The sequence below is a fragment of the Providencia sp. PROV205 genome (assembly GCF_028479505.1).
GTDB lineage: Bacteria > Pseudomonadota > Gammaproteobacteria > Enterobacterales > Enterobacteriaceae > Providencia > Providencia huaxiensis.
This window is the reverse complement of sequence record NZ_JAMPNU010000005.1, coordinates 89,877-116,835: the sequence shown is the minus strand read 5'-3', so window position 1 is coordinate 116,835 and position 26,959 is coordinate 89,877. Positions and strand designations below refer to the sequence as shown.

The 26,959-nt window shown below is 38.3% G+C and carries 20 protein-coding genes, 1 pseudogene and 1 riboswitch; of the genes and pseudogenes, 11 read left to right on the top strand and 10 right to left on the bottom strand.

All coding sequences use genetic code 11. From position 1 onward, the window contains the following. Positions 1 to 8 precede the first annotated feature (8 nt). The gene (locus PR800_RS05535) at positions 9 to 2,141 is read left to right on the top strand and encodes a S9 family peptidase (protein ID WP_272530363.1); all 2,133 of its coding nucleotides are present in this window, start codon (positions 9 to 11) and stop codon (positions 2,139 to 2,141) included. Between the two features lie 140 nt (positions 2,142 to 2,281). Further along, complete coding sequence (locus PR800_RS05530; RefSeq protein ID WP_239979101.1) at positions 2,282 to 4,540, top strand: TonB-dependent receptor domain-containing protein; 2,259 nt, start codon at positions 2,282 to 2,284, stop codon at positions 4,538 to 4,540. Positions 4,541 to 4,602: 62 nt separating this feature from the next. On the opposite strand, the gene xseA is transcribed toward PR800_RS05530, so the two are convergent. Beyond that, complete coding sequence (xseA, locus tag PR800_RS05525; protein ID WP_272530362.1) at positions 4,603 to 5,970, bottom strand: exodeoxyribonuclease VII large subunit; 1,368 nt, start codon at positions 5,968 to 5,970, stop codon at positions 4,603 to 4,605. A 171-nt stretch (positions 5,971 to 6,141) separates the two neighbouring features. Here xseA and guaB point away from each other — a divergent pair, with 171 nt between their 5' ends. The 6 genes and pseudogenes from guaB (at position 6,142) to PR800_RS05495 (ending at position 14,386) form a co-directional block, all read left to right on the top strand. After that, the gene (gene guaB, locus PR800_RS05520; RefSeq protein ID WP_102138717.1) at positions 6,142 to 7,608 is read left to right on the top strand and encodes an IMP dehydrogenase; all 1,467 of its coding nucleotides are present in this window, start codon (positions 6,142 to 6,144) and stop codon (positions 7,606 to 7,608) included. 85 nt (positions 7,609 to 7,693) lie between these two features. After that, entirely contained in the window at positions 7,694 to 9,271 is a 1,578-nt protein-coding gene (gene guaA / locus PR800_RS05515) for a glutamine-hydrolyzing GMP synthase (RefSeq protein WP_166264823.1), read from the top strand. Between the two features lie 310 nt (positions 9,272 to 9,581). Further along, a pseudogene (locus PR800_RS05510) lies at positions 9,582 to 10,776 on the top strand (tyrosine-type recombinase/integrase). 171 nt (positions 10,777 to 10,947) lie between these two features. Beyond that, on the top strand, positions 10,948 to 11,862 hold the full coding sequence (locus PR800_RS05505; RefSeq protein ID WP_210844594.1) for a hypothetical protein: 915 nt from the start codon (positions 10,948 to 10,950) through the stop codon (positions 11,860 to 11,862). Next, entirely contained in the window at positions 11,859 to 12,329 is a 471-nt protein-coding gene (locus PR800_RS05500) for a hypothetical protein (RefSeq protein ID WP_210844595.1), read from the top strand. Before PR800_RS05505 ends, PR800_RS05500 begins: the two co-directional genes overlap by 4 nt. Beyond that, entirely contained in the window at positions 12,329 to 14,386 is a 2,058-nt protein-coding gene (locus PR800_RS05495) for a hypothetical protein (protein ID WP_210844596.1), read from the top strand. Before PR800_RS05500 ends, PR800_RS05495 begins: the two co-directional genes overlap by 1 nt. Positions 14,387 to 14,508: 122 nt before the next feature. Here PR800_RS05495 and PR800_RS05490 read toward each other — a convergent pair whose 3' ends face one another. The 4 genes from PR800_RS05490 to PR800_RS05475 form a co-directional block, all read right to left on the bottom strand. Next, positions 14,509 to 15,465 (bottom strand): hypothetical protein, encoded by a 957-nt coding sequence (locus PR800_RS05490; protein WP_210844597.1) that lies wholly within the window; start codon positions 15,463 to 15,465, stop codon positions 14,509 to 14,511. Positions 15,466 to 15,546: 81 nt separating this feature from the next. After that, positions 15,547 to 16,794, bottom strand: a complete 1,248-nt coding sequence (locus tag PR800_RS05485; protein WP_210844598.1) for an HNH endonuclease — start codon at positions 16,792 to 16,794, stop codon at positions 15,547 to 15,549. Between the two features lie 605 nt (positions 16,795 to 17,399). Continuing rightward, positions 17,400 to 17,882, bottom strand: a complete 483-nt coding sequence (locus PR800_RS05480) for a glutathione peroxidase (RefSeq protein WP_272530360.1) — start codon at positions 17,880 to 17,882, stop codon at positions 17,400 to 17,402. A 645-nt stretch (positions 17,883 to 18,527) separates the two neighbouring features. Further along, a complete protein-coding gene (locus PR800_RS05475; RefSeq protein WP_272530359.1) occupies positions 18,528 to 19,622 on the bottom strand; it encodes a porin in 1,095 nt (364 codons plus the stop codon). A 379-nt stretch (positions 19,623 to 20,001) separates the two neighbouring features. Between PR800_RS05475 and alr the strand changes: the two genes are divergently transcribed. Together alr and PR800_RS05465 are read left to right on the top strand one after the other, a co-directional pair. Next, positions 20,002 to 21,231, top strand: a complete 1,230-nt coding sequence (alr, locus tag PR800_RS05470; protein WP_195697174.1) for an alanine racemase — start codon at positions 20,002 to 20,004, stop codon at positions 21,229 to 21,231. Positions 21,232 to 21,449: 218 nt separating this feature from the next. Further along, on the top strand, positions 21,450 to 22,187 hold the full coding sequence (locus PR800_RS05465; protein ID WP_102138695.1) for a phosphatase: 738 nt from the start codon (positions 21,450 to 21,452) through the stop codon (positions 22,185 to 22,187). A 112-nt stretch (positions 22,188 to 22,299) separates the two neighbouring features. Here the strand turns inward: PR800_RS05465 and PR800_RS05460 are convergent, their stop codons facing one another. Further along, complete coding sequence (locus PR800_RS05460; RefSeq protein ID WP_181490157.1) at positions 22,300 to 22,770, bottom strand: GNAT family N-acetyltransferase; 471 nt, start codon at positions 22,768 to 22,770, stop codon at positions 22,300 to 22,302. Positions 22,771 to 22,905: 135 nt separating this feature from the next. Between PR800_RS05460 and rlmA the strand changes: the two genes are divergently transcribed. After that, the gene (gene rlmA, locus PR800_RS05455) at positions 22,906 to 23,730 is read left to right on the top strand and encodes a 23S rRNA (guanine(745)-N(1))-methyltransferase (protein WP_272530357.1); all 825 of its coding nucleotides are present in this window, start codon (positions 22,906 to 22,908) and stop codon (positions 23,728 to 23,730) included. A gap of 32 nt (positions 23,731 to 23,762) precedes the next feature. Here the strand turns inward: rlmA and mntP are convergent, their stop codons facing one another. The 4 genes from mntP to PR800_RS05435 form a co-directional block, all read right to left on the bottom strand. Further along, on the bottom strand, positions 23,763 to 24,344 hold the full coding sequence (gene mntP, locus PR800_RS05450; RefSeq protein WP_272530356.1) for a manganese efflux pump MntP: 582 nt from the start codon (positions 24,342 to 24,344) through the stop codon (positions 23,763 to 23,765). Between the two features lie 46 nt (positions 24,345 to 24,390). Continuing rightward, a riboswitch (yybP-ykoY riboswitch) is annotated at positions 24,391 to 24,535 on the bottom strand. Positions 24,536 to 24,686: 151 nt separating this feature from the next. After that, positions 24,687 to 25,145 (bottom strand): DUF986 family protein, encoded by a 459-nt coding sequence (locus PR800_RS05445; RefSeq protein WP_004911283.1) that lies wholly within the window; start codon positions 25,143 to 25,145, stop codon positions 24,687 to 24,689. 89 nt (positions 25,146 to 25,234) lie between these two features. Further along, positions 25,235 to 26,086: a PTS mannose transporter subunit IID gene (locus PR800_RS05440; protein WP_102138691.1), complete on the bottom strand. Its 852-nt coding sequence runs from the start codon at positions 26,084 to 26,086 to the stop codon at positions 25,235 to 25,237. A 12-nt stretch (positions 26,087 to 26,098) separates the two neighbouring features. Continuing rightward, positions 26,099 to 26,902: a PTS mannose/fructose/sorbose transporter subunit IIC gene (locus PR800_RS05435; RefSeq protein ID WP_004253851.1), complete on the bottom strand. Its 804-nt coding sequence runs from the start codon at positions 26,900 to 26,902 to the stop codon at positions 26,099 to 26,101. Positions 26,903 to 26,959: the final 57 nt, after the last annotated feature.

The window sequence follows — 26,959 nt, the reverse complement described above, 5'->3', positions numbered from 1 at the left end:
GATTAATTATGCGTAATAAACTCACTGAGTTTTGTCTTATTACATTACTTGGTTTATATGCAGCCACTAGTGCTGCGGAGGAAAGAATGTCAGCACCAATAGCACAAAAGCAACCTCATACCATTACCACTCACGGAGATGTCCGTGTTGACAACTATTACTGGTTAAGAGATGACCAGCGTGAGTCTCCCGAAGTTATCGAATATTTAACGCAAGAAAATAATTATACGCAGCAACAACTTGAAAAAGGTGAGCCGTTAAAAAAAGAAATTTACGATGAACTATTTTCGCGTATGAAGCAGGATGATGAATCAGTTCCTTATAATTATAATGGTTATACTTACCGCTCACGAGTGGTTGCAGGTAAAAACTACTCTATATATGAAAGACGCCCGGTAAATAGCCAGGGTGAATGGGCTGTATTAGTTGATGGTAATGAACGTGCAGAAGGCACTGAATATTATCGTATGGGCGCATTAGCGATTTCGCCAGATAATACCACGCTTGCCATCGCTGAAGATCGCCAAGGGCGTAATGAATTTGTCGTGTCATTTCGCAAAATTGATGAGAGCGAGTGGCAAGAAAATGTGTTAACCAATACATCAGGTAATATTGTTTGGGCCAATGACAACCAAACGCTATTCTATGTGAATAAGGACAAGCAAACATTGCTTCCTTATCAAGTCGTTAGGCACCAATATGGCACACAGCAAACTCAAGACAAACTGGTGTACGAAGAAAAGGATGATACTTTTTACGTTAGTTTATCGAAATCAACTTCAAAAGATTTTATTTTAATTGGTATCACGAGTACTGAAACCTCTGAATACCGGTTAATTGATGCAAATCAGCCACAAAATGACGCTAAAATCTTAAAACCTCGTCAAACAGGTGTTGAGTACTATCCTGATCATTTCAACGGTAAATTCTATATTCGTTCTAATCACCAGCACCCATTATTTGGTTTATATATTGCAGACAATATTTCAGCTCCGTGGGCAAGTTTTATAGCACCACGTGATGGGGTTGACCTTGAAGGTTTTGCTTTATTTAATAATTGGCTAGTGATAGAAGAGCGCCAAAATGGCTTAGTAAATATTCGCCAAATCAGCTGGTTAACGCATAAAGAAAATCAAGTAAGCTTTGATGACCCAACGTATATGGCATGGATTAGTAATAACCCTGAGCCTGATACAGATATATTACGCTACGGCTATTCATCAATGACCACACCGTCTTCAGTATATGAAATTAATATGCTGACTCAAGAAAAACAGCTTTTAAAACAAGAAGAAGTTAAAGATTTTAATAAGCAAAACTACCAAAGTGAGCGTATTTGGGTTACTGCACAAGATGGAGTAAAAGTTCCGGTTTCCTTGGTTTATCGTAAAGATCTTTTCAAACATGGCCAAAACCCATTGTTAGTCTATGGTTATGGCGCTTATGGATATGGTATTGACCCTTCATTTAGCTCATCTCGTTTGTCTTTACTGGATCGTGGCTTTGTTTACGCGATTGCTCATATTCGTGGTGGTGGTGACTTAGGTAAAAATTGGTACATACAAGGCAAAACAATCCACAAGATGAATACTTTTACTGACTTTATTGATGCAACCAAAGGGTTATTATCAGAAGGTTATGGTAAAGCAGGCCATGTGTATGCCATGGGCGGAAGTGCTGGTGGGCTATTAATGGGCGCTGTAGTGAACATGGCACCTGATTTATACGAGGGTGTTGTTTCCGCTGTTCCATTTGTTGATGTGGTGACCACAATGTTAGACCCGTCAATCCCATTGACCACTGGGGAGTATGATGAGTGGGGTAACCCTGAGAATGAAGAGGACTACTGGCGAATTAAAGCGTATAGCCCTTATGACAATATCAAAGCACAGCATTATCCACATATATTAGTGACGACAGGGCTACATGACTCACAAGTTCAATATTGGGAACCTGCAAAATGGGTGGCTAAATTGCGAGATATTAAACAAGGCAATTCATTATTATTATTAGAAACGAATATGAATGCAGGGCATGGTGGTAAATCGGGCCGCTTTAATGCGTTAGATGATATTGCTCAAGAATATAGTTTTATTCTTATGCTTGAAAATAAAGATAAATATTTTCCTTATTTAAAATAATAATTAGCCTATAAAATTGAGGTTATTTCAGGCCAGCAACAATATTAATGACATTGTTGCTGAGCCTTTTCACAGGCTTTATTTACCCTGTGTTAGCAGTGTGAGCGTATGACACACAGTACGTTTACAGGAATGGTTTAATGAATAATAAAACAATAATTATGGTAGCTGGCTTTATTGCCACTGGCTATCAAGGGATTGCTTTGGCTGAAAATACACAGCAGCAAAATAAGCAGAAAGAGGGTGTGGTTAATTTTAGCCAATTAAAAGTTTCAGGTGCACAAAAACAAACACCATTAGTCAAAGCATTGGAAAAACCGGGTGCTTACAGTGCGGTGGGTACAGAAAATAAATTGCAGTCGATGGATAAAATAATCCGCACCATGCCAGGGACTTATACGCAAATGGATGCTAGCCAAGGAACGGTTAACGTGAATATTCGCGGGTTAAGTGGTTTTGGTCGCGTGAATATGATGGTTGATGGTATCACTCAAAGTTATTATGGTAATTCCCCAAGTAAGTACACACACGGGATGCAGCCAAGTAATGATTTTGGCTCATTAATAGATCCTAACTTTATAGTGTCGGTAGAAGTAGAAAAAGGACAGCTAAATGGCAGTAATAGTGTCAACGCCTTAGCGGGGAGTGCAAATTTCCGCACTATCGGTATTGATGATGTCATTTTCAATAACAACTTATATGGCCTACGTAGTAAGGCCAATTGGGGAGATAATGGTCTCGGTTATAATGGCATGGTTGCAGTTGCAGGAAAGACATTATTACAAGATGATGGCTATTTTGGCGGTTTAATTGCGGTTAGCGGCCATAATATTCCTGGTAGTTATAAGAATGGTGATGGGTTTGATAGTGATGAATTTGCCACAGACCCATCATTTAAACAAAAACCACAATCCCAATTAGCCAAACTGAAATATAAACCTAATGACAGTCATGAATTAGAATTTAGTGGCCGTTTCTTACAAAATAAATTAACTAGCAGAAAGATTAATAGTGATGACTATTACCTTAAATATAAATACACCCCATTAAATGAATTAATTGATGTGGAAATATTGGCAAGTCATGGAAATAATCAGCAGAAACTCCAAGGTGATCCCGTTGGTGGTGCGTACAGAGATGCCATATCTAAAAATAAATCAGATAGTATAAATTTATCCAATACTAGCCATTTTTCTTATGGCGACGTGGATTATAAATGGCAAGTTGGTTCGAAATTAATGAAAACCAAGTACAGTAAGGAAGCTCAATCTGTTGAAGACCCAAACACCCAGAAAAATAATCCATTTGCACCAAGCGGAACACAAGATATTGCCAGTGTATATACTCAGTTTGAAGCGAAATACGATATCTACACAGCGATATTTGACCTTAATTACCTCAATTATAGTGTGAAAGGCTATAAACCTGAGTGTGATGCAACAGAGAAATGTTTTCCTCAAGAAGCCAGTAATCTGAATATTAAAGATAGCGGAATTAACCCTGGAATATTATTATCCGCACAACTCATTCCTGAATTCCAACCCTTTGTTAGCTATGCTCATTCAATGCGAGCACCAAATTCACAAGAAGCTTTTTTCTCCTCAAATGGTGGCCAGACTATGAATCCATTTCTTAAGGGGGAAAAATCGAAAACTTGGCAGGTTGGCTTTAATAGCTTAAAACCTGATTTAGTGGTGGAGGGTGACCAATTTAACCTGAAAGCATTGTGGTTTCATACTCAGGTTAAAGACTACATCACGAGTAAAGCTTTCATTCTTTGTCGTTCCAATCCACGGGATGAATTTGATTGGTGTTTAGTCAATGATGATGTATGGGATAAAGAGAATCCACCCATGTCTCAGCGAGCAGAAATGTATGTGAATGACCACCGAGATGTGAATCTACGTGGGTATGAACTGCAAGCCAACTATGATGCAGGTGTATTTTACTCAATGATTTCCTATACCAAAGAGTCAGGGAAACAACCGGTTTCTATTAATAGTACCTCTGCATTTAGTGCTGGGGACTTTACGCAATTACCTGACTATTACCTAACATTAGATTCAGGTGTGCGTTTGCTGGATGAAAAGCTGACACTGGGGTCAACGATAACGTGGACAGGGCCGTCTAAGCGAATTAGCCCAGTTCTTGATGCCGACCAAAATGGTGACGCTATGACGGAAAAATACGAAAAACAGCCAACCATTATTGATGTATATGCAGATTATGAAATTAATAAAAACGTTAAGTTGATGATGACCATTAACAATGTGACAAATAAAAACTATACCGATGCATTAAATCGCGCAAATTCGGGTGCAATTATGGAAGAACGAGGGCGAAATAACGAAACGGGTAGAGGGCGTACCTATATGATAGGTGGGCAGGTGCGTTTCTAATCAACATATAAATTTAACACCACTTATCTCGTTATTTTTATCGAGATAAGTGGATAAAATAATTATTTCGATACTCTTTTGACGTTAACCTTCTCAATGTGGGTGACTTGGCTTTCAACCCAGCCATCATTAAGGCGTGTTTTCAACGGTTGGCCGACTTTCACTTGGCTGGTTTTTTTCAACACAGTGCCTTTAGCGGTTTCACTGATACTAAACCCGCGAGCTAGGGTGGCTAATGGGCTAACCGCTTCCATTTTCGAACAAGCCACTGCGAATCGCTGGCGATAGCTATTGACCAAATGGGTAACCATATTTTGCAAATGATATTGCGTCTGTTGCAGCTGGCGTTGTTGTTTTTGCAGATGTGGGCGCAAATCATTTTGCAGTAAACGACGATTAACTTTCTCGAATTTAGCCGTTGAACTTTGTAGTTGCCGCGTCATCGACTGCGCCAGCTTTTGCTGCAATAAATTGAGCTGGTTATGTTGCCTTGCCAACCGCAATTGCGGGTGCTGCTGCTGTAGGCGGTGATGCAAGCGTGCGAATCTTTGTTGTTGACCTGCCACGTAATAATCCATCGCCATTTCAAGGTGTTGCTGTGCTGATTTTAGCTGGCGGAGCATTTCCAATTGATTACGGCTAACAAGCTCAGCAGCCGCCGATGGGGTTGGTGTTCTTACGTCCGCCACATAGTCGGCAATTGTCACATCGGTTTCATGGCCAACAGCGCTGATTATAGGTAGTTGGCTCGTAAAAATAGCTCTAGCAACGATTTCTTCATTAAATGCCCATAAATCTTCAAGTGAACCGCCTCCGCGACCGACGATCAACACATCGCATTCTTGACGTAAGTTTGCTAGCTCAATCATTCGAGCAATTTGTGCTGGCGCCATCTCACCTTGAACGGCCGTTGGGTAGATGATGATAGGCAGGGAAGGGTCACGACGACGTAAAATATTTAAAATATCATGTAGGGCTGCACCCGTTGCCGAGGTAATGATACCGACAGACTTAGCAGGGCTAGGGAGCGGTTTTTTATGAATAATATCAAATAAGCCTTGTGCGCTTAGCGTTTGCTTTAATAGCTCAAAACGCTGTTGCAGTAACCCTTCACCGGCGGGCTGCATGCTTTCAAGGATTAATTGATAGTCGCCTCGTGGCTCATACAAGGTGACTGTCGCTCTGACTAACACCTGTTGACCATTCTGGGGGCGGAAAGTGACACGCGCATTTTGCCCACGGAACATTGCCGCACGAACCTGAGCCCGATCATCTTTTAAGGTTAGATACCAATGACCGGAGCTGGGCTGCGAAAAATTAGAAATTTCTGCGGTTAACCAAATACGACCCATTTGGTTATCAAGAAGTTCTCGAACCGTCTGGTTAAGCTTGCTAACAGAGTAAATTGCGCTATTTTGTGATGTCGACATGTGAGCCAGATCAAATTTTAAAACAATGACTTAATCGTTAGATACTAACCTAGCCATAAGAGTTATCAAGTTTTTTTTCAAAAAAACGCTGGAAGCAACCGTTTTCGGTGTGTATAATGCCGCGGCAATATTTTATACCTTTCCATAACGCTGCCTGGTGGGATATTGCCTATGTTACGCATTAAAAAAGAAGCACTAACTTTCGACGACGTTTTACTCGTTCCTGCACACTCAACGGTATTACCAAATACTGCAGATTTATCAACTCAACTGACTGCAAACATCCGCCTGAACATTCCTATGCTTTCTGCAGCCATGGATACTGTCACTGAATCTGACCTTGCTATCGCATTAGCACAAGAAGGTGGCATTGGCTTCATCCATAAAAACATGACTATTGAGCGCCAAGCGGAAGAAGTTCGCCGCGTGAAAAAGCATGAAAGTGGTGTGGTTACTGATCCTGTCACCGTAACGCCAGATACGACCATTCGTGAAGTGCAAGAAATGGCTGAGCGTAATGGGTTCGCGGGTTATCCTGTTGTTGCTAAAGACAATTCACTAGTCGGTATCATTACAGGCCGTGACGTCCGTTTCGTGACAGATTTAGACCAACCTGTTACCGCAGTGATGACGCCAAAAGAGCGTTTAGTGACCGTAAAAGAAGGCGAAGCACGCGAAGTCGTTTTGCAAAAAATGCATGAAAAACGTGTAGAAAAAGCCTTAGTGATCGATGATAACTTTCATTTGTTAGGGATGATCACCGTTAAAGATTTCCAAAAAGCAGAACGTAAACCAAACGCGTGTAAAGACGAGCAAGGCCGTTTACGTGTTGGCGCTGCAGTTGGTGCTGGCGCAGGAAATGAAGAGCGTGTTGATGCGCTGGTGGCCGCTGGCGTTGATGTTTTATTAATTGACTCATCACATGGTCATTCCGAAGGTGTACTACAACGTATCCGTGAAACTCGCCAAAAATACCCTGATTTGCAAATTATTGGTGGTAACGTTGCAACAGCTGAAGGGGCTAAAGCCTTAGCAGATGCCGGTGTTAGCGCAGTTAAAGTGGGTATTGGTCCGGGTTCTATTTGTACCACACGTATCGTGACAGGCGTTGGTGTACCACAAATCACAGCGATTGCAGAAGCGGCAGAAGCGCTTGAAGGTACTGGTATTCCTGTTATTGCGGATGGTGGTATTCGTTTCTCAGGCGACATTTCTAAAGCTATCGCGGCAGGCGCAGCCTGTGTGATGGTCGGCTCAATGTTCGCAGGAACTGAAGAGTCTCCGGGAGAAACCATTTTATTCCAAGGCCGTACTTACAAAGCATACCGTGGTATGGGCTCACTTGGTGCGATGTCTAAAGGTTCGTCAGACCGCTACTTCCAATCGGATAATGCAGCAGACAAATTAGTGCCAGAAGGGATTGAAGGCCGTGTCGCGTATAAAGGCCGTTTAAAAGAAATTATTCATCAACAAATGGGTGGTTTACGCTCCTGTATGGGGCTGACCGGCTGTGGTACTATTGATGCATTAAGAACAAAAGCAGAATTTGTTCGCATTAGTGGTGCGGGTATCCAAGAAAGCCACGTCCATGATGTTACTATCACGAAAGAGTCTCCAAACTACCGTTTGGGGCAATAATCGATAAAGTTTCTCAGGGTGGCGCATGCGTTTGTTTGCGTCACCGATTCTTATTTTTGACTTGAATTTTTGGAATTCTCCTCAAATGACAACAAATATCCATAAACATCGCATTCTTATTCTTGATTTCGGCTCGCAATATACACAGCTGATCGCTCGTCGCATCCGTGAAATTGGCGTTTACTGTGAACTCTGGGCGTGGGACGTTACAGAAGAACAAATTCGAGGATTTAATCCAAACGGTATTATTCTTTCTGGTGGACCAGAAAGTACGACTGAATCAGATAGCCCACGTGCCCCTGATTACGTATTTAATGCAGGCGTTCCTGTATTAGGTATTTGTTATGGCATGCAAACCATGTCAATGCAGTTGGGTGGTGCAGTTGAAGTCTCTGGTGAACGTGAATTCGGCTATGCTAATGTTGAAATCACTGAGCAATGTGAATTATTCCGTGATATTCATGACTCTCTGAACGAAGCGGGCAAACCAGTACTTGATGTCTGGATGAGCCATGGTGATAAAGTGACTGCAATTCCAGCAGACTTTAAAACCATTGCCAGCACACCAAGCTGCCCATATGCCATCATGGCAAATGAAGAGAAAAAATTCTACGGTGTTCAATTCCACCCAGAAGTGACTCACACTCACCAAGGCCTAAATATTTTAACGCGTTTTGTGAAAGATATTTGCCAATGTGAAGCCCTGTGGACACCAGCTGCAATTATCGAAGACACAGTAGCGCGTTTAAAAGAGCAAATTGGTGATGACCACGTACTGCTTGCATTATCGGGTGGTGTTGATTCATCGGTTACGGCATTGCTATTAAACCGCGCAATTGGTAAACGTTTAACCTGTGTGTTCGTTGATAACGGTTTATTGCGTTTAAACGAAGCAGACCAAGTAATGGAAATGTTCGCAGGTAAATTTGACCTAAACATCATCCATGCAAAAGCCGAAGATCGCTTCTTAAATGCATTAGCGGGGATCAGCGATCCAGAAGCTAAACGTAAGAAAATTGGCCATGTGTTTATCGAAGTATTTGATGAAGAGTCATCTAAGCTACCTAATATCAAATGGTTGGCTCAAGGGACGATTTACCCAGATGTTATCGAATCAGCAGCATCAGCAACTGGCAAAGCGCACGTTATCAAGTCTCACCATAACGTAGGTGGCCTACCGGATGACATGAAGCTTGGTTTAGTTGAGCCATTAAAAGAGCTGTTTAAAGATGAAGTGCGTAAGATTGGTTTAGAGTTAGGTCTGCCGTACGACATGTTATATCGCCACCCATTCCCAGGCCCAGGCTTAGGGGTTCGCGTGCTAGGTGAAGTGAAGAAAGAGTACTGTGACTTACTACGCCGCGCAGACGCTATCTTTATCGAAGAACTGCACAAAGCGGATTTATATCATAAAGTTAGCCAAGCATTTACTGTATTTTTACCTGTCCGCTCTGTCGGTGTTATGGGTGATGGCCGTAAATACGACTGGGTTGTTTCATTACGTGCAGTTGAAACCATCGACTTTATGACCGCGCATTGGGCACATTTACCTTATGACTTCCTAGGCCGCGTTTCAAACCGCATCATTAATGAGGTCGAAGGCATTTCAAGGGTTGTATATGATATCAGCGGCAAACCGCCTGCGACAATTGAGTGGGAATAATCCCCCAATAAGAACCAGCTGGCACTGACTGGCAAAATAACGACTTAAGCCCATGTAAAATTGGGCTTTTTTGTTTTTATAGTTTGCCGTGTCTGGCACTGATTAGCAGCGTCAAGCACAAGTTGAATGGGGTATTAAAGTTGGTATTATCGCAAGCAGATGCCATGAACACCGACTGATACCATGCGATAGTTTTTGATCTCCTTATGGTATTAAAAACAAGTAATCAACTGTTTTTAAAGGAATTAAATCATAGTTTCCTACGGTTGTTTTTGCATGGTATCAAAACGTTAAAAAAGGATAAAAATGAATGCTGACTGATACCAAACTGAGAAATTTAAAACCGAAAGAAAAGCTCTATAAAGTGAATGACAGAGATGGGCTATATGTCGCTGTAACGACTGCAGGCTCTGTCTCTTTTCGCTATAACTATGCCATTAATGGCAGACAGGAAACGGTGACTTTTGGTCGTTATGGTATTGGCGGGATCACTTTAGCTGAAGCCAGAGAGCGGCTAGGGGAAGCCAAAAGAATGGTGGCAGATGGTAAGTCCCCGGCTAAAGAAAAAGCCAGAGATAAAGCGAGAATTAAAGGTGCTGAAACATTTGGTGCATGGGCTGAAAAGTGGCTTCGTGGCTATCAAATGGCAGATTCTACACGGGATATGCGGCGATCAGTTTATACCAGGGAACTCAAGGACAAATTTGGCAACCAAAAGTTAAATGAAATCACACACGAAGACTTACGGGCGATCACTGACACTATTGTTGAACGTGGTGCACCAGCGACTGCGGTTCATGCACGAGAAATCGTACTTCAGGTTTATCGCTGGGCGATTGAACGGGGCCAGAAGGTAGAAAATCCAGCAGATTTAGTGAGGCCTGCAAGTATTGCTAAATTTGAACCCAGAGATCGCTCGTTAACGCCAGGTGAAATTGGTTTGATGTATCGCTATCTTGAGAAGGTTGGGACAACGCCCTCAATTAGGGTAGCTGTAAAACTGCTATTGTTAACAATGGTACGTAAAAGTGAGTTAACGAATGCCACCTGGAGTGAAATTAATTTCAGTGAAGCAATTTGGACAATCCCAAAAGAGCGAATGAAACGTCGCAATCCGCATTTGGTTTTCTTATCGCGTCAGGTAATGGATATTTTAGTTGCCTTAAAAACCTTTGCAGGCGGTTCTGATTTTATTCTACCATCGCGCTATGATTCAAGATGCACCAATGAGTAGTGCAACAATGAATCGGGTACTGGATCTCACCTATAAAGCAGCACAAAAAGACGGGCACGACCTTGCTAAATTTGGACCTCACGATTTACGCAGAACAGCGAGTACATTATTGCATGAAGCTGGCTATAACACAGATTGGATAGAGAAGTGTCTGGCGCATGAACAGAAAGGGGTTAGGGCAGTGTACAATAAAGCTGAGTACCGCGAGCAGCGCACCGCTATGTTGCAGGATTGGGCTGATATGATAGATGAGTGGATAGTTAGCTTATAAATTATGTTAATTAGTGGTGAAGCCTCAAATTTCATATTTAAATTTTTGTTTTTAAGGTGCTTAGCGATAGAATTATATCCATAAATTAAATTTATAAAAATAGAGCATTTGCTTAGCTTATAACCTTTTTTATCTAATTTAGCCCTTTTTGTATACTAAGAGAGCGGATTCATGAATATAAGCCCTTCAAAAATTTGGACTCCTAAAGAATGGGAATCTTATGCTAATAGTTTGTTACGTATACGATATCGTTCTTCAACAGACGACTATATTCCTATTCCAGACCAAGATAGAGGTGATGGTGGAATAGAAGGTTTTTCACTTGATGGGTATGCTTATCAGATGTACTGTCCCCAAGATGCAACAACCATCTCATCTTTGTATGAAAAACAAAGAACTAAAATGACAGACGATATTAACAAATTTATCTTGAATAAAGGCAAGATGAAAGGTTTTTTTGGTGATTTAAAAATAAAAAGATGGGTATTAGTTGTTCCTGAGCATAAGACAAAGGAGCTAGTTACTCATGCAACAAAGAAAAGCAAAGAAGTAAAAACTGCAAATCTCGATTATGTAGATAGCAGTTCCTTTAGGGTTCTTGTGTGGGATCTGAACGAATTCAAAGCTGAAGAAGCTGAATTGCTTGCAGCTGGAATGGCTGTCCTAAAGTTAGAGCCTATCAGTGTTCAATCAAGTCAGATTGAAGACTATCAATCAAAGGCCCCTGAGTTTTCCAACAATATGACCCGTAAGCTTAATAAATTAAATAATAATATAGAAATTGTTAGAAAAGGTCAGGAAACACTCACAAAGACAGCAATTATTAGTCAAAATATGATGAGTGAGTTAAAGCAAGAATATGGAGAATATTACGAGCAGATCAACAGTGCAGTAGTCAAAAGAGCAGAGCAACTCGATATAGAAGCTCTGGATGGTGAAGCTGAGACTAAAAGTATTAATTATCAAATCGGCACTTTGAAAGAGCAGCTTCAACAACGCTGTAAATTACATACTGACAATTTAGATACCATTTCCAAAGGTACTATTGCTGATTGGTTAATGAATTGTACTTTGGATTTTGAATGATGGATATTTTAGACATAACTCCCCAGAAAGGTATAGCTTTTAATTATCGAGGTGCTCCTCTTGATCCGGAGCTTAGACCTCTTTGGCGAATTTCATTGCTGGTTCTTATAATTATGAAACTCTGTTCTGGTAATAAGGCTAACGTAAAAAAATTGCAAGCTCTGTATTCACTTGTTGCATCCAAAAAAAAGAGAGAGATATTTTTGTCACCTATGGATAACCATTATTTATTAAATATTCGGTTTGACCCAATTGTTGATAGGGCTATTGATATGGGGCTTGGATATTCGTTATTTGAATTGGATGATGCTAAAAGTGTAATATTAAGTGATAAAGGGTTGGCTTTTGGTAAGCGTATTGAAGAAGATAATTGCATATTTATATTAGAAAAAGAATTCATGAACAAATTTAAAAAAAGTTATTTTACTGATAAAAGAATAAATGACTTAATTACAGGAGAAAGATAATGAAAAGGCTTAGGATTGAGCAATTATCAGTAAGAACTAATACTAATGATGGAGTATATGGTGTAGATATTCCTTTTGAAGCAGGATTGAATATCATTCATGCTGAAAATACGCAAGGTAAATCAACATGTATTCAGGCGATAGTTTTTGCACTTGGTCTTGAAGGGACTTTGGGACCATCTAGGAAAGTACCATTAAAAACAGCATTAACAAGCCAACTTAGAAAAGCTGATGGCTCACCAGCGTTGATATTTGAATCTAATATCTACCTCCAGATAAATAATGGTGAAAAAACCATCACAATAAAACGTAGTAGCAACCCGGATAAAAAAGATCTTGTTTCTGTTTATGAGGATATTGTAGCCAATCAAGCTGTAATAGGGAATGTAATATCTCGTGATTATTTTCTTCGATTAGAAGGCTCAGCAACTAGAGAAAGAGGATTTCACGCTTATTTAGCTGACTTTCTAGGACTGCATTTGCCAACAGTATTCAAATATGACGGAAGTGAATGTTTGCTTTATTTGGAAGCAATATTTTCAATGAACTATGTGGAGCAAACTAGAGGTTGGGGAGGTATTCTTAATATTCTTCCTACCTACCTATCAATAAGGGATTTATCAGCAAGGATTGTTGAATACACACTAGATTTAGATGTTCAAAATATTATTAAAAAACGACAAAAATTCAATATGAAGAAAAAGGATGCTGAGATTATTTGGAGTACGGAGGTTGATCATCTGATTTCTGTAGCTAAAAATTCGGCAGGTTATGTTTCGACAGATTTACAGAATAATATCCATAAAGATACTGTTATTTCTGAGCAATCTTATTTATATCAACAAATGTCAGATGAAATAATTTCATACAAAGAGAGAATTGAATTACTATCTTCAGAACTTAGCGCTTTAAAATCTAGAAATTCAAATGAAAATATTGATGAAAATAAAATAATGCGGCTGGAGTTAGAGCTTAAAGAACAATCTCGTGTGCTAAATGAGCAAGAAAATGCAATTTCGTTGTTAATAATGGATATAGATATATCTCAACAATATACTAAATCCATAGAAGTTCGCATACATGATGTGAATGATAGCCTGAGAAAATATAAGGACTTAATTCGACTTGAATCAATAGGCTCAGAAGAAGAATTTAATCTATCCACAACAGAGTGTCCGACTTGTAAAACAGAGATAGAAGATTCACTTCTCCCTAATTTCCAGCATGGCAATATTAAAGTTCTAGGTTTAGATGATAATATAAAGTATCTTGAAAAACAAAAGGATAGTTTTGAGTCCCTGCTGAAATTAGAAAGAAAAAACACCCAAAATAAAGAAATTAATTTAGGGCAGGCAAATCATCAAATAACTCAGTCGAGAGCTATTATTAGAGAAATTAAATCTAGTCTTATTGATGAAAAGTCACTTCCTTCTAGAAGTGATATAAAAAAAGAACTTATTATAGAGAATGAAATTGAGCTATTAGATGGTGCTTTAAGAAATGAATTAGATATAAAAGGTAGGCTGCAAAGCGCATTGAATGATTGGAAACTGGCAGAATCTACATTACAAGCTTTGCCAAAAACGGGTTTTAGCCAAAAAGACAGGCGTAAGCTTCAAGCATTGAGGAATAGCTTTATTAAGTATTTAGGTGATTTTGGATATAGTAGTAACGAACTAGAAGACTTTAAGATTTCAGAACAAAGTTATAAGCCAACTCTAAATGATATTGATATAAATTCTGAAGCTTCAGCTAGTGATAACATTAGAGTTATTTGGTCATATTTGTATTCTATGTTGACTTTGGATGAAATACCAAGCGTTGAAAGTACAAATCATTTGGGCTTATTAATTCTTGATGAACCTAGACAACAAGAAGCAAAGAACGAAAGTTTTAAAGAATTTATAAATAAGGTCGCTGAAATAAAAAAATCAGGTAAGCAAGTGATTATTGGGACAAGTGAAGAATACAGTGATTTACAGATGACGATAAAAAATCTTGAAGTAAACCTATGTCATTTTGATTCAGATATTATTAAAAAACTTGATGTTAAATAATATGGTCAGGGCTGAATTTTAATTTATTAGCTGTTAACCTAAATATTAAGTGTTGGTGCGAATTAATAAGAGTGAGCACCAACACATAAATATAGTGAAATTTTTTAAAGTAAGCCTTAAAATTAATCTCTGATATCATAAAGTAAAAACTCTTCACGTACAGACAGTATTGCTTTAGAAACAGCTTGGTGTGATAATTTTTTACCAGTCAGGGAGCTGATTATTTCTGCTATCTCTCGTTGATTAAAACCTTTCTTGCGTAAAACTAACATGCGCTTTTTATTATCTGATAAACGTGAATTGACCATTTCCCTGGCAATATTGCGTATCTTATCTATGTCATCAGGCCCTAAAGTTAGTAAAAAAATAAATAATTTATGTGGTGCTGCATGCTGCATAGCTGCTAACATAATAGCAATTAAATTCTCATTAGTACATTTGCTAAATAAATGGTCTCTTATGTAAAAAATTATTTTATAAGGTATCAAGTCTGCATTATATTTATCAGCTTCCAGCTGTGTTTTTTCACATAATACTTTCTCCATTAGATGAGCACATCCCTCTTGAAATTCATATATGCCAAATTTTACTATAATTTTATTTTCACCTTGCATACACGTGATGCTGGCTGGCTGTAAAATATTTTCTGGCGGAGGGGCGCTATTTAAAAAAAATCCGAATGTCGCAGAGAGGTCATTAAATAAATGAATGAAAAATTCTTTTTTTCTATTGAGAATTGATTTATTATTATCATTATATTCAAATGATTTTATAAATGCGGATTTACTACGTTCATAACTTCCAATGTCATTTTCTTTATCAATATAATTTCTAGTGTTTTGCCACATCGAAACCAATAAATCTAGATGCTGGATACCAGTAATAGTTGATGTATTTTGCAAATGATGTATGTATTCATGGAATAATGTTGTACAATCAAAATTACTGAGCAAGCTAAATTTTTGATGGTTAATAGGTTTGCTATCTGCTGTTTTTGTTATTTTTATACGCATTGCAGCAGCATTATATGTACCAAAACTGTCACTAAGCATCTCATCACTAAAGAAATAATTATCCATTGTATGTTACCTTCACAGTATATCTAATTGGTTATTTAGAGTAATGTAAATAATAAATAAACTCGGTTAAGTTATGTGATTTTACAATTTACATATTTTTCTTCTCTCTTCTTGAATGGAAACAATGCGCAAAAGTTTGTGAGATGGAGTGATTTTAATGTAAAGCTCCTCGTCAATTTCAACATTTGTATACATGCCTCCACACTTTAATATTCCTGAGGTTGAAGTTTCAACTAATTCAGCAATTTTTTTGTGCACAGTTTTACCTGAATGTAATCCATCTTTATTAAATAAAGGTATTTCATCAATTTCCATGTAAAATCCAAAATCCAGATCATTTTCTAGGTCATGAAATTTATTTATTGATTCTTGGTCTTTAAATAGATATTGAAACCTCATTTCAGGTTTACTATGAGTTTTTTCTATTACTTCCAATGCATTTAATTTAACGAATGATTTCCCTATAATATCATTAATACCAACTATGAAATTTTCGCCAAGATAGCTTTTTTCTGAAAGAGTAACTCCAACAGTAAATAAATTATACAATTTTATAAAGCATAACAGTTTATTATTGGATTCAATGAGGATTAAATAATGTTTTTCACTATCAAAATCCAGAAGGTCTTTAAATGGCTGCATTATTAAATGTTGAAATCCATTTCCAATGTTTACAAAGTCAGTTGACCTTTCATTATTTGCACTATGTAATACATTAGAAATATCTATTGCCATTGGGTCATTATAATATTCAGGGATTGAATCTACAGCAAATTCATATGCTATCTTAAGTAATCCAATTTTGAAGTCATGGAGATCTATTGAAAGCTGTATGTGTACCTCTGGGCAAGGAGCTGATTGAAATGATTTTTCTTTAATAGAAATTCGCTCATGAGGCATACCAATTCTTTTTGCTGTTTTCTTTATGATTTCATCAAGTTTATTTTCGTCAATAGCATCTACAACAACATTTACATATTCGACTAATTCGTCATCTTTACTATGATTTATACTAGGAATAATGTATGGAGTTATTTTTCTAGCATCATCTACTCGTATTTGGACCTTTTTATTGGGTTCATTAGTAAATGTATGAGTTCCTGAGAATGGGTTTGGTATCTTCCCTGATTTACCCTTTATGCCTAGTAAATAACGCTGGAAGTCAGAAAATTTATGATTTACTAAGTTGCTATCTACTTTTAAACCTAAGTTAGAGTTGCAATTCTTACATACACAATATATATGATAGTAGCCACCTAATGAATCTGGAATAACATGCTCATCCGAAAAATCATTAGTTTTTTTTCTACAAATAATGCAATGTTCCACATTAACTCCCATATTCAATGATCATAGTCATATGTAAATAATACTTATCGAAAAATGTTCATCTAAAATACCTAGCTCAAAGCTTCTTCAAGCCCCCTTAACAAACCTAAAGTTTGCATTATTAACCTAACACATCACAGTTAACAGTACATACTCAGCTATTAGTCATAATAGGTTTTCAGTGAAAAAGGTAGCATGTGTCATACTGTTCCCTAATATTGATTGTTCAGCAAGAGTGACAACTATGCTGACCCTGAGAAAGGGATATATCTAGCTATACATATTTTTGAGGGAAACAAGAGCTTCATTGTTATGTGGTTTAATCTTTCATTTAGGCTAAAGTTGAACTAAAACGTCGACAAGTAGCAAAAAATCAAAAAATTCTGTATATGGTATAAATGATGGTATCGATAACGACTACCATTCTAACTAGCTGTTATATAAATTTATTTTCTTATCATTGATATTAGAGTGGGAATAATCCCCCAATAAGAACCAGCTGGCACTGACTGGCAAAATAACGACTTAAGCCCATGTAAAATTGGGCTTTTTTGTTTTTTTAGTCTTTAATAGCATTCGATTTAATTAAGCAAATTAGTGAACACTTAAATTTGAAGTGCCGAAAGGATTATTGCTTCCATTTTTTCAGGGGTAGTGAATGGTGCGAAGCGTTTGAGCGGTTTACCATCACGCCCGATCAAGAATTTAGTAAAGTTCCACTTGATTCGCTCACCCATTAGACCTGGTAGCTCGTTTTTCAGGTAACGGAATATTGGGTGAGCTGAGCTTCCATTAACGTCGACTTTTTCGAACATTGGAAAGCTCACTTCGTAGTTAATAAAGCAGGTCTGCGCGATTTCCTCAGCCCCACCGGGTTCTTGTTTGCCAAACTGATTACAGGGGAAACCCAGCACCACAAAGCCCTGAGGAGCATATTTCTTGTAGAGTGATTCTAAGCCGTTGTATTGTGGTGTAAAACCACAATGACTGGCGGTATTAACGACGAGAACAACCTTACCAGCGTAGTCTTTCATAGAGATAAGTTGCCCGCCGAGACTCGTCGCTGCTAATTGATGAAAGGGGGCCATAGTAGGATCCTTAGAGTAGAGCCAATCGACATAAGCCAATATAGCCGCTGATTGTGTGGTAGGCCTGAAATCTTGAGCTGGTTATATTGGCAAATTCTAAAGGTAAAAACAACATACTGGCTGTCCTCCCATTGATTGAAATATTAGCTCTTTATTTTAATCCCGCTATAAACATTCGCTGGCTAAATAATGATATCAGCCCGTGTCAAAGTGGAGGGAGCTTATGGCATCAACAGCCTCTCATGTTCCTTTGCAACCAACTCAGTCCCATCTTTTGGGCAGTGAAATGCGGCAAAATAGCCATGCCAATACCCGCTTGGACTGCGCTAAATTGTGCTGACATCGTACTATTAGTGAGCCGGCAAGCCCTTCAGTTTCTTACTGGTGCCTTTTTTATTAGTACCAAAGACGTTAGAAAAAATAGGTATACCATTATAGGAATTTATTTAGGAAAAGGGGGCCTCTATGTATGGGATTAGATACTTTTGTATCTTGCAACTGTTTTATCGAGGGTAAAGCAACAAAACTTCCCGTTCTGAGGGAATAAGCCATGAAGATGATGAGAGATATTTTTATTGTCAAAGCTCACCCGTAAAAAAGCGCCTGTAATTTACAGACGCTTTTGCTTTTCACTCAATTCTAAAATTAGAACTGATACACTAACCCTAAGCCAAGGACATTATCGGTATTGACTTTGTAATGGTCGGTAAAATCATTATCATTTAATAAATTGATTTTATAGTCGATGACAGCACTTAGATTTTTATTGAAATCATATGCAGATCCGACAGCGATATAATTTACTAGTTCTTTATCACCAAAGCTGCCCAAGTTTTTACCTTTGGAATAGTTATAGCCAATTGATGGGGTTAAACCGAAGTCAAAAGAATACAAAGCAACCACTTCAAGGTTCTGAGTTTTATTTGCTACTGACTCCATATTATCATTACCAAAACGGCTCATATTAAGCGTTTGGCCATACATGACTGCGAGATACAGGTCTTCGTATTCAAATTTTCCCCCGACGTTCCAAGCTTCAGCGCGTTTACCAGTCGCACTGCTAGTTGTAGTATCTTTTTGTTTTGGTGTACGGGATGATGAGGAATAACCACCGCCAAGGGAAATACCATAACCTAATTCATAAGCTGTAGATAAACCAAAACCATCTCCGTTATCGGTTAATTCATCGCCGGATGATAGGTTTTGTTCGCCATTTTTACCCTGATATTGTAGTGCAAAGCTTAAACCATCAATGTAACCAAAGGCATTATTATTGCGATAAGTGAGTAAATTGCGGTTACGGCTTAGCATGTAGTTATCTTCTTGATCCATCGTATCCGCTCCCCAGAGAGGTAATACGTCTGTCCAAGCATTGGTATCATAGATAACTCCATAATTGCGGCCATAATCAAGGGAGCCGTAATCTGCAAATTTTAAGCCTGCATAAGCTAAACGATTGCTATTTTCTTCAGTTGATTCTGATTTGTTAGTTTTAGTTTCCCATTCAAAACGCCCAAAGCCAATGAGTTGGTCGGTGATTTGTGTGTCACCTTTTAACCCCAATCTGACACGTGAGTCATCACCATCTTCGCCACTACGGCTTTTAGCAATATGATGGCGAACATCGATTTGCCCATACACATCAAGCTTATTACCATCTTTATTGTACATTTCAGCGGAGTTAGCAACATTAGTAGTAAGTAGTGTTGGAATAATGAGTGCGAGTAATTTGTACTTCATAATATAGCCTTATGGATTGAGTGATATTTAGCAACCGGTCCTAATTGATAGTTATTATCATTTAAGCATTTTAATTCGCCAAATAAAAAATGTAACAAAATTAAATATTAGTGAAATATTATGGCTAACTTATTAAATAATAAAAATAATTTAATTTATGGTGATTTCAACCAAATGTTTTATTTTTAGAAAATTAAAATCAATATGATGTAAGAGCTATGTTTATACTTAAGTGGTTTTTTATGCATAAAATATGAATTATTACTTGTTTGAAGTGCTAAGGTTGGTATTATTTGAATACCGATATATATTTTTTTTTATATAACTCAGAAACATCAAAATGATTTTGGTAAAAATCATTAGAAATAAGGAATGACACGTGGCTTTTCGTTTGAAGTATCTGGCATTACTCCCTTTATTCGTTGCTGCGACAGCTTGCCAGCAACCAAATAATATAAAAACACCAGTAGAAACCTATGCATCACAAAGCCAACCTGCGGTGGTTAATAACGCATGGATTGAAATATCTCGCGGTGCATTGGATTTTAATATCAAAAAAGTACAAAACCTATTAGGGGATAACTCTTCTCTGTGCGCAGTTTTGAAAGGGGATGCATATGGGCATGACCTTTCTTTAGTTACACCAATAATGATTGAAAATAACGTGCAATGTATTGGGGTAACAAATAATCAAGAGCTTAAAACTGTGAGAGACTTAGGCTTTAAAGGTCGCTTAATGCGAGTGAGAAGTGCGACAGAGCAAGAAATGGCTCAAGCAACACAATATGAGACGGAAGAGTTAATCGGTAATTTAGAAATGGCGCAGCGCTTGAATGCGATTGCGAAAAAGCAAAATAAAGTGATCCCTATCCATCTAGCACTGAACTCGGCAGGTATGTCCCGTAATGGGCTAGACGTCAGTAATGTCTCTGGCTTAGATGAAGCAAAACAGATTGCGGCGTTATCACAATTAAAAATTGTGGGCATTATGTCTCATTATCCAGAAGAGGATGAAGCTCAGATCCGTAAAGACCTTGCGAAATTCAAAAAAGAGTCTCAACAAGTATTGGATGTTACAGGGTTAAAACGTGAAGACATTACATTACATGTGGCGAATACTTATGCAACCATTACTGTACCAGAATCATGGTTGGATATGGTACGTGTAGGCGGCATTTTCTATGGTGATACCGTTGCGACTAATGATTATAAACGTGTAATGACGCTGAAATCGAGTATTGCTTCTGTCAATCATTACCCGAAAGGTAATACGGTAGGTTATGACAGAACCTATACCTTAAAGCGTGACTCAGTATTGGCAAATATTCCTGTCGGTTATGCAGATGGCTACCGCCGTGTATTTAGCAATGCAGGACATGCATTGATTAATGGTCAGACAGTTCCTGTTCTAGGAAAAACATCAATGAATACGGTTATGGTTGACGTTACTGATTTAAAAAACGTTAGCCCAGGAGATGAGGTTGTATTTTTTGGTAAACAAGGCAATGCTGAAATTACTGCCGAAGAGGTTGAAGATATCAGTGGTGCATTATTTACTGAAATGTCGATCTTATGGGGAGCGACCAATAAACGTATCTTAGTTGACTAAACTGATTTTTAACTCAGTATGTTTTAACCCGCAATGAACGCGGGTTTTTTTATCCTAAAAGCCTCTTCGGATTTTATCCAATATATCGCAATATGTTGATAAAATGCTGTTTAGCTCAATGACTATCGAAACTTTTAGGCTGATATGTTAGGTTGATAGAGTCTTTTTTGAGCGGATTGACTCAGAAGGGAAATAAAAGAATTAGAAGGATATCATTTATGTATCAAGTTGATTTACATGCTCATACCATTGCCAGCACCCATGCATATAGCACTGTTAATGAATATTTTGCTGAAGCAGCTAGTCGTGGTGTCAAACTCTTTGCAATTACCGATCACGGGCCTGAAATGCAAGATGCTCCACATGAGTGGCATTTTGGTAATATGCCTATCTTACCCAGAATTGTGGATGGTGTCGGTTTATTGTACGGTATTGAGGCGAATATAAAGAACAAGTTGGGTGAGACAGACTGCAATGAAAAGATCTCTCGCCATTTAGATATTATTTTAGCGGGTTTCCATGAACCAGTTCTTGAGCCTCAAAGTTTAGCTGATAATACAGAGGCCATGATTGCCACGATCCGCAGCGGCAAAGTACAAATAATTACTCACCCAGGTAACCCTAAATACCCTATTGATATCAAAGCAGTAGCACAAGCCGCTAAAGAGTGTAATGTTGCTTTGGAAATGAATAATTCCTCATTTTTGCATTCAAGAGCGGGTAGCCAAAAGAATTGCTTAGAAATTGCTAAGGCAGTTAAAGAGACAGGCGGGTGGGTAGCATTAGGTTCAGACTCCCATTTTGCGGGGTATCTCGGCCGTTTTGATCGCGTGGTTGAAATGTTGGAATCAATTGATTTTCCGCAATCGCAAATTTTAAATGTTTCCCCTCGCCGTGTATTGGACTTTTTAGAGTCCCATGGACGTAAGCCTATCCCTGAATTTGCTGATTTTTAACTGTTATATAAAATTGTAATCACAGGTACCGCTGATCACAAATATAGACAGTCTTGAATAGAATAAAGCCACTAAATAGGTTAGTGGCTTTTAACTCGAGCTATATTGAAAGTTATAATTCAATTTCCATTCGAACACAATTTAACTCGGCTTGTGCAAGAGAAGAGTAGTAGCTACCATTTTTAATCGAAATAAATCCATGTTTCTGATAAAAGCGTTCCGCATTCGGTGATGAATCTAATACTAATTTTTTAATGTTTCTCTTTTTGGCTTCAGCTTTAATGGCATCTAATATTAAGCCAGCAGCTCCGCAGCCAGTGTATTGTGGTAGAGTAAATATTGCTTCAACACTGTCAGCCTCTAAATTAAGATAGCCAGTTGCAATGGGGTCATCATTCTTATTTACCGCGACAAAGAATGGGTTATTCTTCACAATACATATATAACTTACTGGCATTTCATCAGGTGTCCAGGCACTGATCGTTTTTGCATCAAAACTCGTTGTGCATCCATGTCGAATGGCTTGGTTACGTATAGACCAAAGATGTTCTGCTTCATCGGCTGTTGCTAACCTAATTTTCATCATGAGACACATCGCTAATGTTTTTTTGATTACTTTTATAGAACAAAAAATACAGTTAAAAAGCAAGATATATAACAGAAAGAAAACTAATTTGAATATGGTATACTCACCCTTATTTTTAAATCAGTGACTTTTATGAATTATCAATGCCCCCTTTGCTTTACACCGCTAAACTTGATGCATAACAGCTATCGCTGCGCAGAAAACCACCAATTCGATTGTGCGAAAGAAGGTTACGTTAATTTGTTGCCGGTGCAACATAAACGATCTAAAGACCCCGGTGATAATGCTGAAATGATGCAAGCGCGTAGGCAATTTCTCGATGCAGGGCATTACCACCCGATGCGTGAAAAGGTGGCAGAAAAAATTATTCAGTTTATTCCATCATCTAATACTAGTTTGTTAGACATAGGGTGTGGGGAAGGGTATTACACAGACTATTTCTCTCGAGAACTAGAAAAATATTTTGAAAAATATACAGTTTTAGGCCTAGATGTTTCGAAAGCAGCGATTCGTTATGCGGCGAAGCGGTATAAATCCGTTCGTTTTTGCGTCGGTACAAGTCATCGCTTGCCATTCTCAAATAACAGCTTAGGTGGAGTTGTCCGAATTTACGCGCCCTGCAAAGCACAAGAATTAAGTCGTGTATTAGTTTCTAAAGGTATGTTAATTACCGTTACGCCTGCGGCAGAGCATCTGCAAGAATTAAAAGCGTTAATTTACGATGAGGTTAAGTTTCATCCAACCAAAGACGAAGATTTACCCAATCTTTCGCTAATAGATAGCTGCCAATTAAATTATAAAATGGCACTGACAGGGCAAGAAGCTTATGAATTATTGATGATGACACCATTTGCTTGGCGTGCATCAGAACAGGTCAAAGAGAATTTGCAACAAGCTGAAGTGAAAGAGTATACGGCTGATTTTTTAATTCGTGTTTATCAATCTGATGCAGAGTAAGGTTATTGCCCCCATATAAGGGGGCACAAAAACTAATGGGCGTACATAAATAACTCAAGATGCTCAAATAAAATATTAAAACCAATACCTATTAGTACCAACCCACCAATAATTTCTGCTTTTTTTCCGAGTAATGGGCCAATATAGCGGCCAATCATCATACCGATAGTTGCCATAATCATCGTCATTAAGCCGATAGTCATTGCAGTATGAACAATGTCCACTTGTAAGAAAGCTAAACCGAGACCAATAGCCATTGCATCAAGGCTGGTGGCTATCGCAGAAAAAATAAGGTTTGTTGAGCTATGACTAGTGGGTTTAGAACAGCATTCTTCATCTTTTGTTTTAATGCTCTGCCAGATCATTCTAGCACCTAAAACAAACAATAAACCAAATGCAATCCAGTGATCCCAGCGGATAACATATTGACTAGCTAAGATCCCGATCCCCCAACCAATAATGGGGGTTATGGCTTCAATAAAACCAAAAATAAAACCGGTACGGAGGATTTCTCTAAAGCGGGGTTTATGAAGTACTGCACCTTTACAAATAGCGACAGCGAAGGCATCCATTGACAGGGCAAGGGCTAAGATAAGGGTAGCATAGAAACTCATAATAGAACCTCGGTTGGGTGATTCCATATACACATAAATTACCCCCAACCAAAAGGCTTATTTATGTGTCTATGGTCTTGCCAACCGAACTTTGGTGTCCGCACCACGCTTGAAACCAAACGAGTATGTTGATACGGACTTTCTGGTATTATATATAAAACCAGAACAGGCTACTCCCCAATGACGTGGAAAGAAAGATACCATATTTTATATTAAAGGCAACACTTAATTAATTGTGGATATTAAATGTTAGTGAGAATTATTATCAACAAGGTTATTGGTAAAAATAGGGTTAATTAAATTGATAATTAACCCTATTTTTAATGCCAATATAAAAAGCGCTTACTTATGATTAATGAGGAATTCATAAATTCGTTGTAAATCATCAAGATGTGATACTTGAATGTTAATTTTCTTTTTTTCCAAACCTATTATTAATACACCGTCTTCGGATAAATTCATTGTTTTTATTCTGTCATACAAAATAAATGCATTAGCAAAATAAAAACCAGTTTGTTTGAAGAATAGCTTAGGTGTTCTTATAAATGCCAAATAGATTGACATAAAAATAGTAATCAATAATAAGTAAGTGGTTAATAAATTACCATGACGTACAATATTTGTATAAATAACGATACAAATTAGAACAATAAAAATAATAGCATCAGCCCGATGTTTTCTTTTTAGATTAATTTTTAATAAGGTTTTACCCTTTAGCAAATGCTGAATGAATTCATCATAAATTGCATAAACAAGCATGATCAAAATGATTATAGCAAGAATGGCATCATTGAAGGTCATTTGTGAGCCCTTGGATAAGTAGACATAATGCAGAGCTTAAAATTAAAAAAGGGAGGCTGCAACCTCCCAATTCAAATAATGATGGAAAATTATGGCGCTAAGAAGTTCAGCCAAGCACCTAGGATACCCAAGCCAAAGAAGCCGATAATAATCCACAACGCGTTAACTTTACGACGTAACAACCACATACAGGCGAAAGTCAGCAATAGAGGCACTAAGCCTGGCATGAGTTGATCAAGGATCATTTGAACGGTGGTAATATCTTCAGTACCCGTTGTAGGGTTTTTGATCCGTGACACTTCAAGTGGAATATTGACATGTGTCCATTTGTTTACCAAAGCCCCCATAACAAATAAACCAAGGATTGATGCTCCTTCGGTTAGTTTTTGTAGGAAACCACCACCAATGTCTTGAACAATATCAATCCCTTTTTTGTAGCCGTATGACACACCATAGTAAAGGGTTAATAAACGTACAAGGTTAAACAAAACAAAGAACAGGAGAGGGCCAAGTAAGCTACCTGTCATTGCGATACCTGCACCGAGAGCCGCAAATACAGGGCGAACAGTTCCCCAGAAAATTGGGTCACCCACACCGGCTAATGGCCCCATTAGACCAACTTTGATACCATTTATTGCACCGTCATCAATGTCAGCACCATTGGCACGCTGCTCTTCCATTGCCATTGTGACACCCAGAACAGGCGCTGCAACATACGGGTGAGTATTGAAGAATTCAAGATGGCGCTTAATGGCTTGTTTTCTATCATCATTATTTTCTGGGTAAAGACGACGAATAACTGGAACCATTGAGTAGCAGAAGCCTAGGGCTTGCATACGTTCAAAGTTCCAAGAACCTTGCAACAGGTTAGACCGTAAGAATACGCCGCGAATATCGCTTTGTGTAAGCTTTTTAGCTGTCGGTTTTGTGATATCTACCATTATACGTTCCTCCTAGTCTAACTCATTATCAAGGTTGTTATTACTACTATTCCCTTGGGTAACAACAGTTTGTGATTTATTGTATTTTGGACTGAGTTGGATATACAAAATAGCCATAACAGTACCGATCACCCCAAGTGCAACTAGGTTGAAGTCAGTAAATGCTGCGGTAACAAAGCCTAAGTAGAAGAATGGCATTAAGTAGCCTGCACGCATCATATTGATGACCATCGCATAACCGACAACGACAATCATACCACCCGCAATATTAAGGCCGTCGGTAACAACTTGTGGGATAGAATCCAACATTTGTTGTACTTCTGATGTACCAACAGAAATGGCGACAATTAACGCAGGTATTGCGATACGCATCGCTTGCAGTAATAAAGCTGAAATATGGATAAAGCCAATAGCAGTTAGATTACCATTGAGGGCGGCTTTATCAGCAGCATGTTGGAATGCAACCGTTACAGTACGAACAATAATGGTTAATACCTGTCCTGCTGCTGCGAGTGGGATGGCGATGGCAATACCTGCACCAATGCTTTGCCCACCAGCAATAACGAGGATCGTTGAAATGATGGATGCTAAAGCGGCATCTGGTGCAACGGCAGCACCGATATTCATCCACCCAAGTGCGATCATTTCTAATGTACCACCGATGATGATACCTGTTTTCATATCTCCCAGAACGATACCTATAAGCGTACAGGCAATGAGAGGACGGTGAAATTGGAATTCATCAAGGATTGATCCCATCCCCGCGATACACGCGACGATGAAGACCATTACTATTTGAACAACGGTAAGTTCCATTGTTTAATCTCCTGTAACCAAAAGTTTTAAAATCTGTTTTGAGTAATGGATTAAAAT